12 protein-coding genes and 2 pseudogenes are annotated in these 13,681 nt (G+C 68.1%); 4 read left to right on the forward strand and 10 right to left on the reverse strand.

All coding sequences use genetic code 11. The features are described 5' to 3' along the window. Positions 1-222: 222 nt before the first annotated feature. From ACFY4A_RS38095 to ACFY4A_RS38125, 7 genes and pseudogenes are all read right to left on the reverse strand, one after another. On the reverse strand, positions 223-1,239 hold the full coding sequence (locus tag ACFY4A_RS38095; protein ID WP_390833906.1) for a LysR family transcriptional regulator: 1,017 nt from the start codon (positions 1,237-1,239) through the stop codon (positions 223-225). Between the two features lie 140 nt (positions 1,240-1,379). Further along, positions 1,380-1,748: pseudogene (locus tag ACFY4A_RS38100) on the reverse strand (electron transfer flavoprotein subunit beta/FixA family protein); the annotation flags it as partial. Between the two features lie 333 nt (positions 1,749-2,081). Then, the gene (locus ACFY4A_RS38105) at positions 2,082-3,251 is read right to left on the reverse strand and encodes a thiolase family protein (protein ID WP_390833907.1); all 1,170 of its coding nucleotides are present in this window, start codon (positions 3,249-3,251) and stop codon (positions 2,082-2,084) included. A 36-nt stretch (positions 3,252-3,287) separates the two neighbouring features. Further along, on the reverse strand, positions 3,288-3,797 hold the full coding sequence (locus tag ACFY4A_RS38110; RefSeq protein ID WP_390833908.1) for an enoyl-CoA hydratase-related protein: 510 nt from the start codon (positions 3,795-3,797) through the stop codon (positions 3,288-3,290). 32 nt (positions 3,798-3,829) lie between these two features. After that, a complete protein-coding gene (locus tag ACFY4A_RS38115) occupies positions 3,830-4,978 on the reverse strand; it encodes an acyl-CoA dehydrogenase family protein (protein ID WP_390833909.1) in 1,149 nt (382 codons plus the stop codon). A gap of 39 nt (positions 4,979-5,017) precedes the next feature. After that, a complete protein-coding gene (locus ACFY4A_RS38120; RefSeq protein WP_390833910.1) occupies positions 5,018-6,241 on the reverse strand; it encodes a CaiB/BaiF CoA transferase family protein in 1,224 nt (407 codons plus the stop codon). After that, positions 6,238-7,557: an MFS transporter gene (locus ACFY4A_RS38125; protein ID WP_390833911.1), complete on the reverse strand. Its 1,320-nt coding sequence runs from the start codon at positions 7,555-7,557 to the stop codon at positions 6,238-6,240. The genes ACFY4A_RS38120 and ACFY4A_RS38125 overlap by 4 nt, the downstream gene beginning before the upstream one ends. Positions 7,558-8,065: 508 nt before the next feature. Between ACFY4A_RS38125 and ACFY4A_RS38130 the strand changes: the two genes are divergently transcribed. Then, complete coding sequence (locus ACFY4A_RS38130; protein ID WP_390833916.1) at positions 8,066-8,263, forward strand: hypothetical protein; 198 nt, start codon at positions 8,066-8,068, stop codon at positions 8,261-8,263. Then, positions 8,257-8,739 (forward strand): transposase, encoded by a 483-nt coding sequence (locus ACFY4A_RS38135; protein ID WP_390833918.1) that lies wholly within the window; start codon positions 8,257-8,259, stop codon positions 8,737-8,739. Before ACFY4A_RS38130 ends, ACFY4A_RS38135 begins: the two co-directional genes overlap by 7 nt. A gap of 64 nt (positions 8,740-8,803) precedes the next feature. On the opposite strand, the gene ACFY4A_RS38140 is transcribed toward ACFY4A_RS38135, so the two are convergent. Next, on the reverse strand, positions 8,804-10,216 hold the full coding sequence (locus ACFY4A_RS38140; protein ID WP_390833912.1) for an aminopeptidase P family protein: 1,413 nt from the start codon (positions 10,214-10,216) through the stop codon (positions 8,804-8,806). A 136-nt stretch (positions 10,217-10,352) separates the two neighbouring features. Between ACFY4A_RS38140 and ACFY4A_RS38145 the strand changes: the two genes are divergently transcribed. After that, positions 10,353-11,345 (forward strand): LuxR family transcriptional regulator, encoded by a 993-nt coding sequence (locus ACFY4A_RS38145; protein ID WP_390833913.1) that lies wholly within the window; start codon positions 10,353-10,355, stop codon positions 11,343-11,345. Between the two features lie 349 nt (positions 11,346-11,694). On the opposite strand, the gene ACFY4A_RS38150 is transcribed toward ACFY4A_RS38145, so the two are convergent. Continuing rightward, complete coding sequence (locus tag ACFY4A_RS38150; protein ID WP_390833914.1) at positions 11,695-12,855, reverse strand: alkaline phosphatase PhoX; 1,161 nt, start codon at positions 12,853-12,855, stop codon at positions 11,695-11,697. Positions 12,856-12,935: 80 nt separating this feature from the next. Between ACFY4A_RS38150 and ACFY4A_RS38155 the strand changes: the two genes are divergently transcribed. Next, positions 12,936-13,463, forward strand: a complete 528-nt coding sequence (locus tag ACFY4A_RS38155) for a hypothetical protein (RefSeq protein WP_390833915.1) — start codon at positions 12,936-12,938, stop codon at positions 13,461-13,463. On the opposite strand, the pseudogene ACFY4A_RS38160 reads toward ACFY4A_RS38155, so the two are convergent. Then, positions 13,451-13,681, reverse strand: a pseudogene (locus tag ACFY4A_RS38160) (serine hydroxymethyltransferase); the annotation flags it as partial. The gene ACFY4A_RS38155 and the pseudogene ACFY4A_RS38160 sit on opposite strands and share 13 nt — an antisense overlap.

Below are 13,681 nucleotides of genomic sequence, written 5' to 3' on the forward strand. Positions count from 1 at the left end.
CGCTGCCGCCAACGACGATGATCAAGTCGAGGCGTTGCTGCGGGTCGTGAGTGAGAGCTCCGGTCGGGCGCGAGCGAGGTCGGGTTGGTTCCACGACTGGGGTGTCAGCACGCGGCGCTCCCGCCGGCCTGCCGCTGGGGCAAGATGAAGGTGAACGTGGCACCTCGACTCGGTGGTGGCCGTCTGGGCCCGTCACACGGATCTCAGCTTCACGAAACGGGTCTACCTGTGCCCTGACAACGGCTGCTCAGCGTCGAGATTGGCCTGGCGTACTCGTCGATCTGTCTCGTCCGCCGTTCCCGCGGCGGCATCGATGAGTGAGTCACCGTCGGCCATGCGTCGTTCGAGGGCTCGAACCCAGTCGTTCAGCGACCGCTTCGAGATTGCCAGGAACTGCGATGTCGCTTCGGTCAACTTGGCAGGCCGTCGGACCGCTCCGATCCCCATCGACAGCCCGGGGGTGAGCTCTCTCAGCACGCCACCTCGGTGTCGGGCATCCAACGCCACACGGAGGGGGACGATGGCGACGGCGCCGCCGGCCAGAACGATCGGCAACACGGCACCGCGTTGCCGGACCTCCACGACGATGCGTGGTTCCACGCCATGGCTCCGGAGCGTTTCCTCGATGTAGTCCCTCATCACGGTGCCATGCCCTCCCAGCACCAAGGGAACACCGGACAAGGCGCTGACCGGTACGCGGGCCGGCCACTGACGCTCGGTGCCCGGGGGGCTGACGAGTACGAGTCGCTGGTCCACCAAGTCCTCTGCCACCAGGTCGGAGCCGGACCCGGGTGCAGAGAGAATTCCCAGCTCACAGGCCCCAGACTTGACCAGAGCAATGACGTCGGCCGGATCATCGCGTTCCTCGATCCGGAACCTGATATCCGGATGCAGTGCTCGAAACTTGGCCACCCAGACAGAGAGCGGATCCGTGGACAGGTCAGACATGGAAGCGATGTCGATACGACCGGTGCGTACCTCACTCACATCCCGGACCGCATTTTGCGCGGCATCGACCTCGCGGAGAATCATGCGGGCTGGGCCGACGAGCGCCTCCCCCGCCGGAGCCAGGACGAGCCTCCTGCCGACCCGATGGAACAACTGGACACCAAGGTCTTTTTCGAGCTTGCGAACGGCCTGCGACAAGGAGGGTTGCGCCACCCGCAAAGTCGCCGCGGCCTTGTTGACACCCCCGTGGTCGACAACTGCGAGGAAGTACTCCATCTGACGCAGATCCATGCGCGAAGAGTATTATTCCGGCTCAGGCGTGTCGACGCGGATGTGGACGGACGGTGAGTGTCGATGCACGCCACCGCGGTCGGCTCGGATGAAGCCGGAGGATGAACAACGCCGGTGCGGCAACGGCGTGGGCCTTGCTGGTCCTCCTTGTCCAAGGACTCCACTGGCTTCTTCTTCGCCGCCGTGATCCCCTTGAACGACGGGTGCCGCGCCTCACCGGACTGGTCGGTCACCGAGACCACTGCCTGCAGGGGGGCCTGCAGCTGCAGGCTGGCGGAGTCGCCGTCCCGGCGGCCAGTGACCACGCCGCCCGCGACGGTCAGTTCGGACAGCAGCGTCATCTGCGGCACGCCCAACCGCTCGCTCAGGATTGCCGGCAGCACACCCATCGCACCGTCCGTCGACGCCATACCGCACACCACCAGGTCGTAACCCGTGTGCTCGATGGCCTTCGCCAGAACCAGCGACGTACCCAGTACATCCGTGCCGCGCAAGTCGTCGTCCTCCAGGTCCAGCTCATCGAGAGCCGACCGGCCCGCTTCAAGGCGAGCCCGAGGGGACCGGCCTGGTGTCCATGGCCCTCGGCTCGGCACCGGCCCGCTCCTTGGCCAGGCTGACCAGCGAGTGCGGGCGACCCAGGGACCAGGTTCTCCTCGGTCCGAAGATGCCGTGTCCCTCTAGTGCCCCGGCAGGCAGCGTTTGCCCGTTGAGGAGCGGCGTCCGGTGCGTGCTCTCGGTGTGCCGACCGGAAGTCCTCGTACTGGGCGTACTTGGGCTTTCGGGCGGTGCGGCGAGAGTGCGTGCCGGGCGTCGCGACGGGGCGAACGTTGCCTGTTGGGGCACTAGTACTTCGCGCCAGGGGCGAGGTTCTCGAAGATCGTGGCGTTGGCCATTCCTCCGGCCTCGCACATCGTCTGGAGCCCGTATCGAATATCTGCTGCCTGCATGTGGTGGAGCAACGTCGTCGCCAGCCGCGCTCCCGAACCGCCCAAGGGGTGACCGAGCGCGATGGCTCCGCCGTTCGGGTTCACGAGCTCCCGCCGAGCCCCGGTCTCCTTCAGCCAGGCTCCGACGACGCTGGCGAAAGCTTCATTGACCTCGAAGGCTCCGATGTCGTCCAGGCCGAGGCCGGCCAGCCCCAACGCCTTGGCAGTCGCCGGTATGGGTCCCGCCAGCATCGTGACGGGGTCGTCCGCGACGACCGTGGCGGTGTGGATCCGGGCCAGTGGGGTCAGTCCGAGGCTCCGTGCCCGCTCGCTCGTCGTGACCAGCACCGCGGCGGCGCCATCGGAGATCTGCGACGAGTTCCCCGCCGTGATGCGACCGTTGGCATCGAATGCCGGCTTCAGGGCGCCGAGCTTCTCCATGCCCGAGTCGCGTCGGATCCCCTCGTCGATCGAGACCACCGATCCGTCCGGCGTCTCGATCGAGGCGATCTCCTTGGTGAAACGGCCTTGGTCGACGGCCGTGGCGGCCCGCTGGTGCGATTCGAGACTGTACTGATCGAGCCAGATCCGGCTCAGGTCGTACCGCTCGGCCAGGATCTCGGCACCGACACCCTGGCTGAACTCGACACCGTCGTAACGGCGCAGCAACCGACTGCTGGACGGCACACCCGGACCGGCCCGTCGCGCCGATCCCATCGGAATCCGGGACATGCTCTCCACGCCTCCGGCGACGGCTACCTCACACTGGCCCGAGATGACCGATGCGGCAGCGAAGTGAATCGCCTGCTGACTCGAGCCGCACTGGCGGTCGATGGTCGTGCCGGGGACGCTCTCGGGCCAGCCGGCCGTCAGGACCGCGTTGCGGGCGATGTTGCCCGCCTGTTCGCCGACCTGGGCGACACACCCCCATATGACGTCCTCGACGATGGCCGGGTCGATCCCGGACCGCTCGGACAGCGCGTTCAGCAGAGCGGCTGAGAGGTCGGCCGGGTGCATTTCCCCGAGTCCCCCCGACCTCCGCCCGACCGGGCTGCGAACCGCTTCGACGATGACGGCGTCACGCATGGTTGTTCCCTCCTCTGGGGTTTCTGATCGCGAGGTTCAGTTCGAACTCCACGTGGGAGTCCTACGGTCGGCGAACGCAGCGGCCCCCTCGCGGGCGTCGTTCGACTGGATTACCGGCATGGCGATCTGACGGGTTCGTTCGAACTTCTCCGACGGCGTCCAGCCGGGTGACTCGGTGATGATCCGCTTGCCGGCCCTGACCGCGAGCGGGCCGTTCGCGGCGATCTGCTGGGCCAGCCCGACTGCGGCATCGCGGGCCTGGCCGGGTTGCACCAGGCGGTTGATCATCCCGAACCGGTGCAGCTCCGAGGCTTCCAGCACGTTGCCGGTCAGTACCATTTCCAGCGCGACCGCCCGCGGTACCCACTCGGGCAGACGGCTGAGTCCGCCGGCAGCGGCGACGAGCCCTCGCTTGACCTCGGGCAGGCCGAACGTGGCCGTGGTCGAGGCGACGACGAGGTCGGCTGCCAGTACGATCTCGAACCCGCCGGCGACGGCCGCGCCTTCTACGGCTGCGACAAGCGGCTTTCCGGGAGGTGCTTCCACCAGGCCGGCGAAGCCTCGTCGTGGTGCCGGACTCAGAGGGACAGGGACTTGGAGATCACGCTCTTCATCACTTCGCTGGTGCCGCCGAAGATCCGAGTGACGCGGGCGTCCGCGTACAGTCGCGAGATCGGGTACTCGCGCATGTAGCCGTAGCCTCCGTGCAACTGCAGGCAACGGTCGACGACACGGGCCTGTGTCTCGGTCGCGAACAATTTCACCTTGGCCGCGTCGGCCGGAGTCAGGGTGCCGGCGTCCAGTCCGACGATGGCCCGGTCGATCAGCGCCTGGGAGGCCTCCAGCTCGGTGGCGCAGTCCGCCAGCACGAACTTGGTGTTCTGGAAGTCCGCGAGGCTCCGTCCGAAGACCTTGCGCTCCCGGACGTAGTCGATCGCCAGGTGCAGTGCCGCTGTCGCGGTCGCCTGTGCGGTGATCGAGATGGAGAGCCGTTCCTGGGCCAGATTGCTGGTGAGCATGGCGAAGGCGTCGCCTTCCGCTCCCAGCAGGTTACGGGCGGGCACCCGGACGTCGTCGAAGAGCAACTCCGCCGTGTCCGAGGACTTGAGGCCGAGCTTCTCGAGGTTGCGTCCGCGGACGAAGCCTTCCATGCCGGACTCGACAACCAGGAGTGAGAGCCCGTGACGCCGGTTCTCGACGTCACGCGAGGTTCGCGCGACCACGATGACGAGGTCCGCGTTGATCCCGCCCGTGATGAACGTCTTGGCTCCGTTCAGGATGTAGTCATCCCCGTCGCGCACGGCGGTGGTGGTGATCCCGGCCAGGTCCGACCCCGTTCCGGGTTCGGTCATGGCGATGGACGCGATGAGGTCTCCGTCAGCGAACCCGGGGAACCAGCGCGACTTCTGTTCGTCGTTGGCGTACTCCAGGAAGTACGGCAGGACAGTGTTGAGATGCACCTGCAGACCACCGAGCGACGCGGCGGCGTAGCCGATCTCCTCGAACACAATGACGTTGAACAAGAAGCTTTCGACGCCGGCGCCGCCGAAAGCCTCGGGTACTTGCATGCCGTTGATACCGATCTGGGCGGTCTTCTTGAAGAGCTCGCGGGGAACCATTCCTGCCGCTTCCCACTCCGGCATGTTGGGCGCCACCTCCTTGGTCATGAACTGGCGGACGGTGGCACGGAATGCGTCGTGCTCTGGATCGAACAGGTTTCGTTCCATGCGGTACTCCTTGGAATGGCGGATCGGTGCGGTGGGTTCTCAGCGGTGGGACGCCATGCCTGCTTGGGTCCGGTCGACGCCGGACGAGCGGACGACTCCCGCGGATTCGAGCTCGCGGATGGCGGCAAGGTCGTAGCCCAGCTCGGTGAGCACTTCAGCGGTGTGCCCGCCGAGCTCGGGGGCTCCGTTCCCCGGCAGTTCGGGGATGCTGCCGAGGTGCCACGGCGAACCGAGTGTGGTCGTCCCGTGGCCCGCCGCGTCAGTCACGTCGATGAAGATTCCGGACGCCTGGACGTCCGGGCTCGCCATGGCCTGGCCGTACGTGTTGATCCGGCCGGCCACGACGCCATTGTCCGCCAGCAGGCTCATGGCCTCCTCTGCGGTCATCGTCGCGAACTCGGAGCGGAGCTCGCCGAGCATCTCGGGGCGGTTGTGGACGCGCGCGCTGTTCGTTGCGAAGCGCTCGTCCACGGCCAGTTCCGGTCGTCCCAGCAACCGGCAAAGACGCTCGAAGTGGGCGTCCGAATAGGCGGAGACGACCAGGGCGCCATCACTGGTCGGCATGACGTCAGCCGCTGGGGCGAGGGCCGGCTGGCCGTTTCCGGTACGGACAGGTTCTTTGCCGGTCAGCAGGTAGGTACCCCAGTTGGGAGCCTGCAGGTGGACGGCGACCTCGAGGAGGGAGACCTCGACCTCGTCGCCCTCACCGGTGCGAAGACGCCGGATGTAGGCGCCGAGGACGGCCTGGGCGCAGACGTAGGCGGTGGCCGAGTCGACGACCTGGAAGCCGACCTTCTGGGGCTCCCGGTCCGGCTCACCGGTCACCCACATGATGCCGCTCTCGGCCTGTGCCGCGATGTCCAGACCTGCCCGGAGCCTCGAGGGCCCGTGCAGGCCGAAACCGCTGACCGTGGCGTAGATGATCCCCGGATGTCTGGAGCGCACCGCCTTGGCACCCAAGCCCAGGGACTCCATCGCCCCAGGTCGGAGGTTCTGGACCACGATGTCGGCGTCGGCGATCAGTTCCTGCGCGATCCGTCGGCCGCGGGGATCCTTCAGGTCCAGCGCAATGCCCCGCTTGTTCCGACTGTAGGCGTTGAGCATGGCCTGGCCGGGCACGCCGATCACTCGGGCCGCTTCGCCATGGACGGGCTCGATCTTGATCACGTCCGCGCCCATGTCACCGAGGAGTTGCGCGGCAGCGGGCGCTGCGATGAACTGACCGAAGTCGATGACGCGGACACCATCCAGCGGCTTGGTCATCGGGCACACTCCTGAACTCGGGCGCTGTCCTGGACTCGGGCACGAAGCTTGGCGAGGTCGCGTTCCGGGTGGACCATGAAGGTCGCGAAGACGCTGCCGACGGCGATGAGCACACCCACGAGGGCGAAGCCTTGGCTGTATCCGGCGACCTTGTTCGCGGCATGCCCGACGAAGTACCCGAGGACCAAGGGTGAGATGACGCCGGCGATGCTCGACACCGCGACCAGGCCGCCCATGACCGTACCTCGCTTGCGCGGGTGCACGACGTCGGCGACAGCGGTGACGGCAACCGCGTAGGAGGCGGTGTTGAGTGAGAACGCCAAGGTGATCAGCACCATCTGCAGCATGCCTCGACCGACGAGTGTGAAGCCGCACATTGCGATGCCGGAGGCGAGGACGAGTACGCCCGTCAGGTATCCGCGCGCCACTCGGCGGGACACGCCCTTGGCGAGGAGACGGGTGGAGAGTGCGCCGGCAGAGATGGACCCGATCGCGGCCACCGCGTACGGAATCATGACCAGGCGCCCGGTCGCGAGAGTGGAGTAGCCCAGGCCGTCCGAAAGGTAGAGCGGAAGCCAGGCGACCTTCAAGGTCGTCGACCAGTACCCGAAGAACATGAGCAGTGCGACACCGATGAGCGTGCCGCTCTTGATGAGCGCCGTGAGCGGGACCTCGACGGCCTCGGGCTCCGCGCCCCGCGCAGCAGCCGATTCGGCGGGGGTGTCCTTGCCGAACACCAACCACAGGACCGCCCAGATCATGCCTGCGACAGCGAGCACTGCGAAGGCGGCGTGCCACGACCACCTGACGATGACCCAGGTCAGGACCGGCGCCGTGAGGACCGGGCCGAGGGAGGCCCCGGCCGAGACGATCCCCAGGGGAAGCCCCCGCTTGTCAGCTGGGAACCGCGAACAGGCGGCGTGGTTGGCGAGCGCATAGGCCGGCCCCTCAGCGAAGCCCAGGGTGAGTCGGCAGAGCATGAGCACGGTGAAGCTGACGGTCCCGAGCAGCGGCACCATGGTGCCGACCCAGACGAGCATGAGGACGGCCAGAAGCCAGCGCAGTCCGATCTTGGCGGAAAGCATGCCCAGGAGGATGGCTCCCGCGAAGAAGAGCCAGAAGAAGGCGCTCTGGATGACACCGAACTGCTGAGCCGTGATTCCCAGATCCTTCAGGATGTTCTTCCCGGCAAGGCCGAGCACGGCCTTGTCTGCATAATTGATCAGCATGAACAGGGCCAACAGCACGGTGACGAACCACGCACCGGTCTTCGTCGCTGAGGCTGTGGTCGGTGCTGCCGACATCGTTTGAGTCATGAACATTCCTCGCGGTGAGGGACATGAGGGGCGAGAAGACAGATGCGATGGGCCGTAGCAATGGGGCGGGGCCGTACGTCTGCTCGCCTGACAAACGGTGAAGACCGGGTTGCGATCTCGCACATGCACATTGAAGCCATGGCGATTGAACGCGTCCAAGACCAGTAGCTACCCGAACCAACTGCGTTTGCCTATAGATCGCGGGAACGGGCGTCGGGGATCTGCTGCGGCAGACCGCTCTGCCGGGGGCGGTATCGGCCCCCAGGGCCATGAGATGGTCACGCTCGCCCGGTTTTGACCATCTGGCGGTGGTTTGTTGACGGCGGGTCCGGGCGGGAGTAGGCCGTGTGGCGAAGACTTCAACTACGCCCTGGAGAGCCTGAGATGACTAAGCGGGCTGCCGTGTCCGCCCGCACCCGGTCCACTGGAAGCGTACGCCGCCCGGTTCGACGATCTCTTCGGGACGCTGGCCCAGCGACGCGGGTGCCGCGAATACCTGGCGGGACTGCTGCTGCCCCGCGATCGCAACAAGACGCTGACCTGTTTAACCGGCGCCGAACCGGTGGCCGGTGCCCAGCATGCGGCGGTGCAGCGGCTGCAGTTCTTCCTGTCCGAGTCGACCTGGAGCCAGGAAGCGGTCAGCGCCCGCCGTCTGGAACTGCTGATGGCTGACCCGGCCCCCCACACCCGGGCCGCGTACTGGTAGTCGATGACTCCGGCGACCGCAAGGACGGGACGGCTACGGCACACGTGGGCAAGCAGTATCTCGGCTCGGTCGGGAAGACCGACCGTGGTGTGGTCACGGTGACCACCTACTGGGTGGACGAGCGCGTCTACTACCCGGTGCACGCCCGCCCCTACACCCCGGCCCATCACTTCCCCCGTGGAGAGAACGCCCCGGGCTTTCGCACGAAACCGCAGATCGCGGCCGACCTGGCCAGCCAGGCCAAGGCGGCCGGGCTGGTCTTGCGCGCGGTGGCCGCCGACTTCCCGATGTCCTTCTTGAGCTTCTCCTCGGCCTCGGCGGTCCTGGCGCCGGCCTCGCGGTACTCGTCGGCGTCCTCGGGGCCGATCTGCTCGAGGACATTGCGCGGCCCGTGGCGCGCCCGCCGGCGGGCGCCGCCCCCTGCGGGGTCCATCTGCGCTTCCCGCCGGCCGGCTCGTCCGCTCGCTCTTGCGTGAGGGGTTCACGCGAGGACAGGCTCGCCGGACGGCGGCCCTGCCTTTGGCCCGGTTCTCGATGTGCTCAGCCCGCGAACCGGGCCATCCACGCCTCGACCTCATCCGCAGACCGCGGCAGGCCCGCCGACAGATTCTCGTGACCATCGGCGGTGACGAGCAAGTCGTCCTCGATGCGTACGCCGATGCCGCGCCACTCCTGAGGCACGGTCAGATCGTCCGGCTGGAAGTACAGGCCGGGCTCGACGGTGAGCACCATGCCCGGCTCCAGTACGCCGTCGACGTACTCCTCAGTCCGGGCCTGCGCGCAGTCGTGGACGTCCAGGCCGAGCATGTGACCGGTACCGGCCATCGTGAAACGGCGCTGGAGGCCCAGCTCGTACGCGCGGTCGGCAGGCCCTTCGATGAAACCCCACTCGACCAGCCGCGCCGCCAGGGAACGCTGGGCCGCCTCATGAAAGTCCCGATACGCGGCGCCCGGCTTGACGGCCGCCATGCCCGCCTCCTGGGCCTCGTACACCGCGTCGTAGACCCTGCGCTGGACGGGGGTGAAGGTGCCGCCGATCGGCAGAGTGCGCGTGACGTCGGCGGTGTACAGGGTGCGCGACTCCACGCCCGCGTCGAGCAGGAGCAGCTCCCCCGGGCGCACCGGTCCGTCGTTCTCGGTCCAGTGCATGATCGTGGCGTGCTCACCCGCAGCGCAGATCGTGCCATAGCCGACGGCGTTGCCCTCAAGGCGGGCGCGGCGGAAGAAGGTTCCCTCGATCCACCGCTCGGACGAGGCGATCGCCCGCGACAGCTCACTGACGACGTCCGTGAATCCGCGCACCGTGGAGTCCACGGCCGAGCGGATCTCCTTGATCTCCCACTCGTCCTTCACGACGCGCAGATCGCTGAGGGCTTCTTCCAGCTCCGCGTCGCGCTCCGCCTCGGTGGCGACGGCGGCCTCCAGGGACGGGTCGATACCGCGGACGATGCGGGTCGGTGTGCCGGAGGCGGCTGCCAGCTCGCCGGCCGCCGTGCGGACGTCTCGGCACGGCAGGCCGAGCACGCGCTGCGCCTCGGCGAGGGAGCGACGCCGGCCCATCCACAGCTCTGCTGTGGCACCGGTCCAGAACTCGTTGTTGTCCCTGCTGTCCCGCGGGAGTTGGTAGCAGTAGGCGTCGTGGCCGCCGTCCGCACGGGGTTCGAGGACAAGGGCACCGTCCCGGGCCTGGTCGCCGGTCATGTGCACATAGCCCGAGTACGGCCGGAACGGGTAGGTGTCGTCGTTCGACCGGACTTTGAGGTTCCCCGAAGGGATCACGAGCCGTTCACCCGGGAAGCGCGCGGAGAGCGCGGCCCGGCGCGCGGCCGCGTACGGGGCCTGCTCCTCGAGCGTCAGCTCGCGCCTCTCGGTGTCCGCCCATCCCGTCCGCATGAACGCGGACAGTTCGTCGGAGATCCCTGAGTACAAACCGTTCTTGCGGCCTTTCGCCACTGCGTCCGCCTTCCTGGGAGTCGCGCGCCGCCACGTGCCGACGGCTCGGCGACGTTATACCGCGATGCCCACGCATGGTGCCCAGTGGTGCCACTGGCACAGATCCGCCACGCCTGGCCGGCCACGGCCGTCGATAATGTGGCTCGTGACGAACGCGAATCTCGGCGATGCACTGCGGCTCCTGGGCGTCGGTCAGGCGGCGGCCCGGGTTTATCTCACCCTGCTGGAGCTGGCCCCCGCGCCGCTGAGCGACATCGCCGCCGCGGCCGGTCTGGACAGCCCGGGCCTGGCCACGGCGTACGGCGAGCTCGTCGACGCCGGCCTGGCCGGTGCCGCCGAGAGGGACGAGGACGTGGTGGCGCCGGTGGCTCCGGCGGCCGGTCTCGAGGTCCTCGCCCGGCGCCGTGCGGCCGAGGTCGAGAAATCCCGCATCGCGGTCGCGGGCGCCTTCGATTCGTTCCGGCGCCAGCGGCTCGCGGCCCACAACGACCACCTCGTCGAGATCGTCACTGGCAACGCCATCGGCCCCAGGATGCGCCAAGCCTGGGCCAGCGCCCGCCACCAGATCCGGCAGCTCGAGTCGCCCCCCTACTTCCCTGTGGCCAGTGCCACCGACGACGCACTGGCCACGCTGGCCCGCGGTGTCACGCAACGCGTCGTGTACTCCCGCGAGTCGCTGGAACGCCCGGACCACCTCAGACAAATCATCGAACCGTGCATCAACGCCGGTGAGCAGGCCAGAGTGCTGCCGTCCGTCCCCGTCAAACTCCTGATCATCGACGAGGCATACGCTCTGGTGTCACTGTCGATCAAAGAGGTCGACGTGCACAACACCATGCTGGTCGTACAGCCGTGCGGTCTGCTCTCCGCCCTCATCGCGCTGTTCGAGCAGTCGTGGCAGCACGCTCTGCCCCTCCACGGCGGCACGACCCGCCCAGGCGGTCTGCCCCCCGCCGACCGCCGTCTGCTGTGGCTCCTGGCCAGCGGCACGAGCGACGACGTCATCGCCCGCGAGCTGGGAATCAGCCGCCGCACGCTGTTCCGCCGCCTGCAGGTCCTGATGGCCCGGCTGGGCGCCGCGAACCGCTTCCAACTGGCCCTGCAGGCCCAGCGCAACGGATGGTTGTGACGGCCAGCCCCCGGTCCGAGCCCACACGGACAATCGCGCGCCGGGGATCGCCGTGCCCCATCCGGCCCCGCACGGCGAGACCGGCACTCGCTCCCTCACATCTTTGGCCCGGACTCCCCTGAGCGGGAGCAGCCGAGCAGTTCGAGCCACCACGCGCGGCTGCTGCGGGTGCTGCTGGGCACTGGCGACCAGCCCACCCCGCAGATCGACGAACTCGACCAGTTCATCGTCCAAACCCTGGACGGGATCATCACCCTCACGACAGCCGGGGAACAGGAACGGGGTCGGTGGCCGGAGGGCCCGGAGTGGTCGGGGTTGCCCGTCTCCAGGCCCTCCAGTCATTGCGTGGCTATGCGCGGAACGGGCCGGTGACCTCGTACGTGATGCCACCTGAGGAGGTGCCGGTCGTACCCCGCTGGCTGGAGAAGTACAGTCGCTTGCCGTCGGGGGAGAAGGCCGGTCCGGTGATCTCCGAGGCCGACTGCCCAGTGATGCGCAGGAACGGCGCGACGATGTTGTCCGGCGTCATGATGCAGATCTCCATGTTGCCGCCGTCCTCGGCGACGAACAGGTCGCCGGAAGAGGAGCCGGTGACGTTGTCGACGCCGGTGAGCGGGGCGGGGCCGGGGTTGACCAGGTTGTCGTCGTAGGCGAGTTCGTAAGTGCTGCTGGTCAGGTCGACCTGCCAGACCCGGTTGTCGCCCTTGGTGGTGAACCAGACGGTGTCGTTGGCGTAGTGGCAGCCCTCGCCGCCGTTGAACCGTTTGGCGCCGGAGACCTGGTCGCGGGTCACGGTCGGCGAGCCGTCCGGGTCGGGCACCGTCGCCCAGCTGAACGACCCGGAGGTCGCGGTGCCGGCGACCAGCACCTGCAGGGTGCCGGAGGACAGGTCGCCCCAAGTGGTGGGGATGAACCGGTAGAAGCAGCCGTTGCTCTCGTCCTCGGTCAGGTAGATCACCTTGCGTACCGGGTCGGCGGCGGCCGCCTCGTGCTTGAACTTGCCCATCGCGTCGCGGCGGACGGCGGCGTTCACACCCCACGGGTCGGTCTCGTACACGTAGCCGAGGCTGACCTCCTCACAGGACAGCCAGGTGTTCCACGGGGTGGCACCACCCGCGCAGTTCTGCCTGGTGTTGGACAGGACGCGATGGGCGCCGGTGACGGTACCCGAGGAGTTGAACTTGACGGCGCTCGCGCCGCCGCCGGGGTTGATCTCCGAGTTGGACACGTAGATCCAGCCCGTGCCGTCGGCGAAGCAGGCGCCACCGTCGGGGGCGTTGTGCCAGGTGTACGAGGTGCCGGAGACCTTCTGGCCGGACCGGGCGATGACCCGGCTGCTGAACCCCTGAGGCAGTTGGATGCCATTGGCGTCGGCCGCGCCCAGCGCACCGTAGGGGCCGGGGCCGTTCTGGGCCGGTGCCGCGTAGACGGCACCAGGCATGAGGGTTCCACCGAAGGCGGCGGCCGAGGTGCCGATGACGGCTCCGCGCAGGAAAGTGCGACGTTCCACGGACACTCCACGAGAGATTCGTGACTGCTCCACTGCCGGTCGGCAGCGGAGTCGCGCGCTCCGCACGCTAGGAGTGAGGCATGGACACCGCTTCAACAAATGGCAAAGAAAACTCAACGAAACGCAAAGCACAGGCCGGCATCTCGGTCAAGGTCTGCGGCGAGCTCGAGTTCTGGTTCGCCCTCGTGAAGGTCGCCGCGCCGGTGCTCATCCTCATCATCGGCACCTACTTCGTCGTCTTCGGCTCCCCGACGGGCGCGCCGACCGGCCTGCAGCTGATCACCGATCATGGCGGGATCTTCCCGAACGGACAGCTGGAACGACGGCTGGCACGGACCGCAGGCGCTCAAGCGGGGGATGAACGCCCAACTGCGAGAGGACCACCGGTAGCATCCGCGCTCGGCGGCCGCCCATCTTACGGTTACCGCCTCGTCGACGCCGGCCCGCACCCCAACCGAGCTCTCGCCCGCCGCAGCGACAGCAGGTCCACAGGTTCTGCACCGGCGGTGCCGGGGCAGTACGGCGGCCCTGTCCCGGCATGCCCGGAAACCCGGGGAGACATCGCGCGGGCATGCCCCTGCGGGGCGTGTCGCACTCACCGGCCGTAGAGCGGGTACTTCTCCGCCAGGGCGGTGACGCGGGCCTTCAGCGCCTTCGTGTCGTACGACGGCTTGAGGGCCTCGGCGATGATGTCGGCAACCTCGCGGAAGTCCTCCCCTTGAAAGCCGCGCGTGGCCAGGGCCGGCGTGCCGATCCTGAGGCCCGAGGTGACCATCGGCGGGCGCGGGTCGTTCGGGATCGCGTTGCGGTTGACGGTGATCCCGAT

Origin of the sequence: Streptomyces sp. NPDC001292, from assembly GCF_042896465.1 — a bacterium.
GTDB lineage: Bacteria > Actinomycetota > Actinomycetes > Streptomycetales > Streptomycetaceae > Streptomyces.

Coding starts and splice junctions, on each gene's coding strand:
- ACFY4A_RS38145 (WP_390833913.1), top strand. CDS start 10,353: ATGTGGCTCGTGACGAACGCGAATCTCGGCGATGCACTGCGGCTCCTG.
- ACFY4A_RS38155 (WP_390833915.1), top strand. CDS start 12,936: ATGGACACCGCTTCAACAAATGGCAAAGAAAACTCAACGAAACGCAAA.
- ACFY4A_RS38125 (WP_390833911.1), bottom strand. CDS start 7,557: ATGACTCAAACGATGTCGGCAGCACCGACCACAGCCTCAGCGACGAAG.
- ACFY4A_RS38120 (WP_390833910.1), bottom strand. CDS start 6,241: ATGACCAAGCCGCTGGATGGTGTCCGCGTCATCGACTTCGGTCAGTTC.
- ACFY4A_RS38095 (WP_390833906.1), bottom strand. CDS start 1,239: ATGGATCTGCGTCAGATGGAGTACTTCCTCGCAGTTGTCGACCACGGG.
- ACFY4A_RS38115 (WP_390833909.1), bottom strand. CDS start 4,978: ATGGAACGAAACCTGTTCGATCCAGAGCACGACGCATTCCGTGCCACC.
- ACFY4A_RS38105 (WP_390833907.1), bottom strand. CDS start 3,251: ATGCGTGACGCCGTCATCGTCGAAGCGGTTCGCAGCCCGGTCGGGCGG.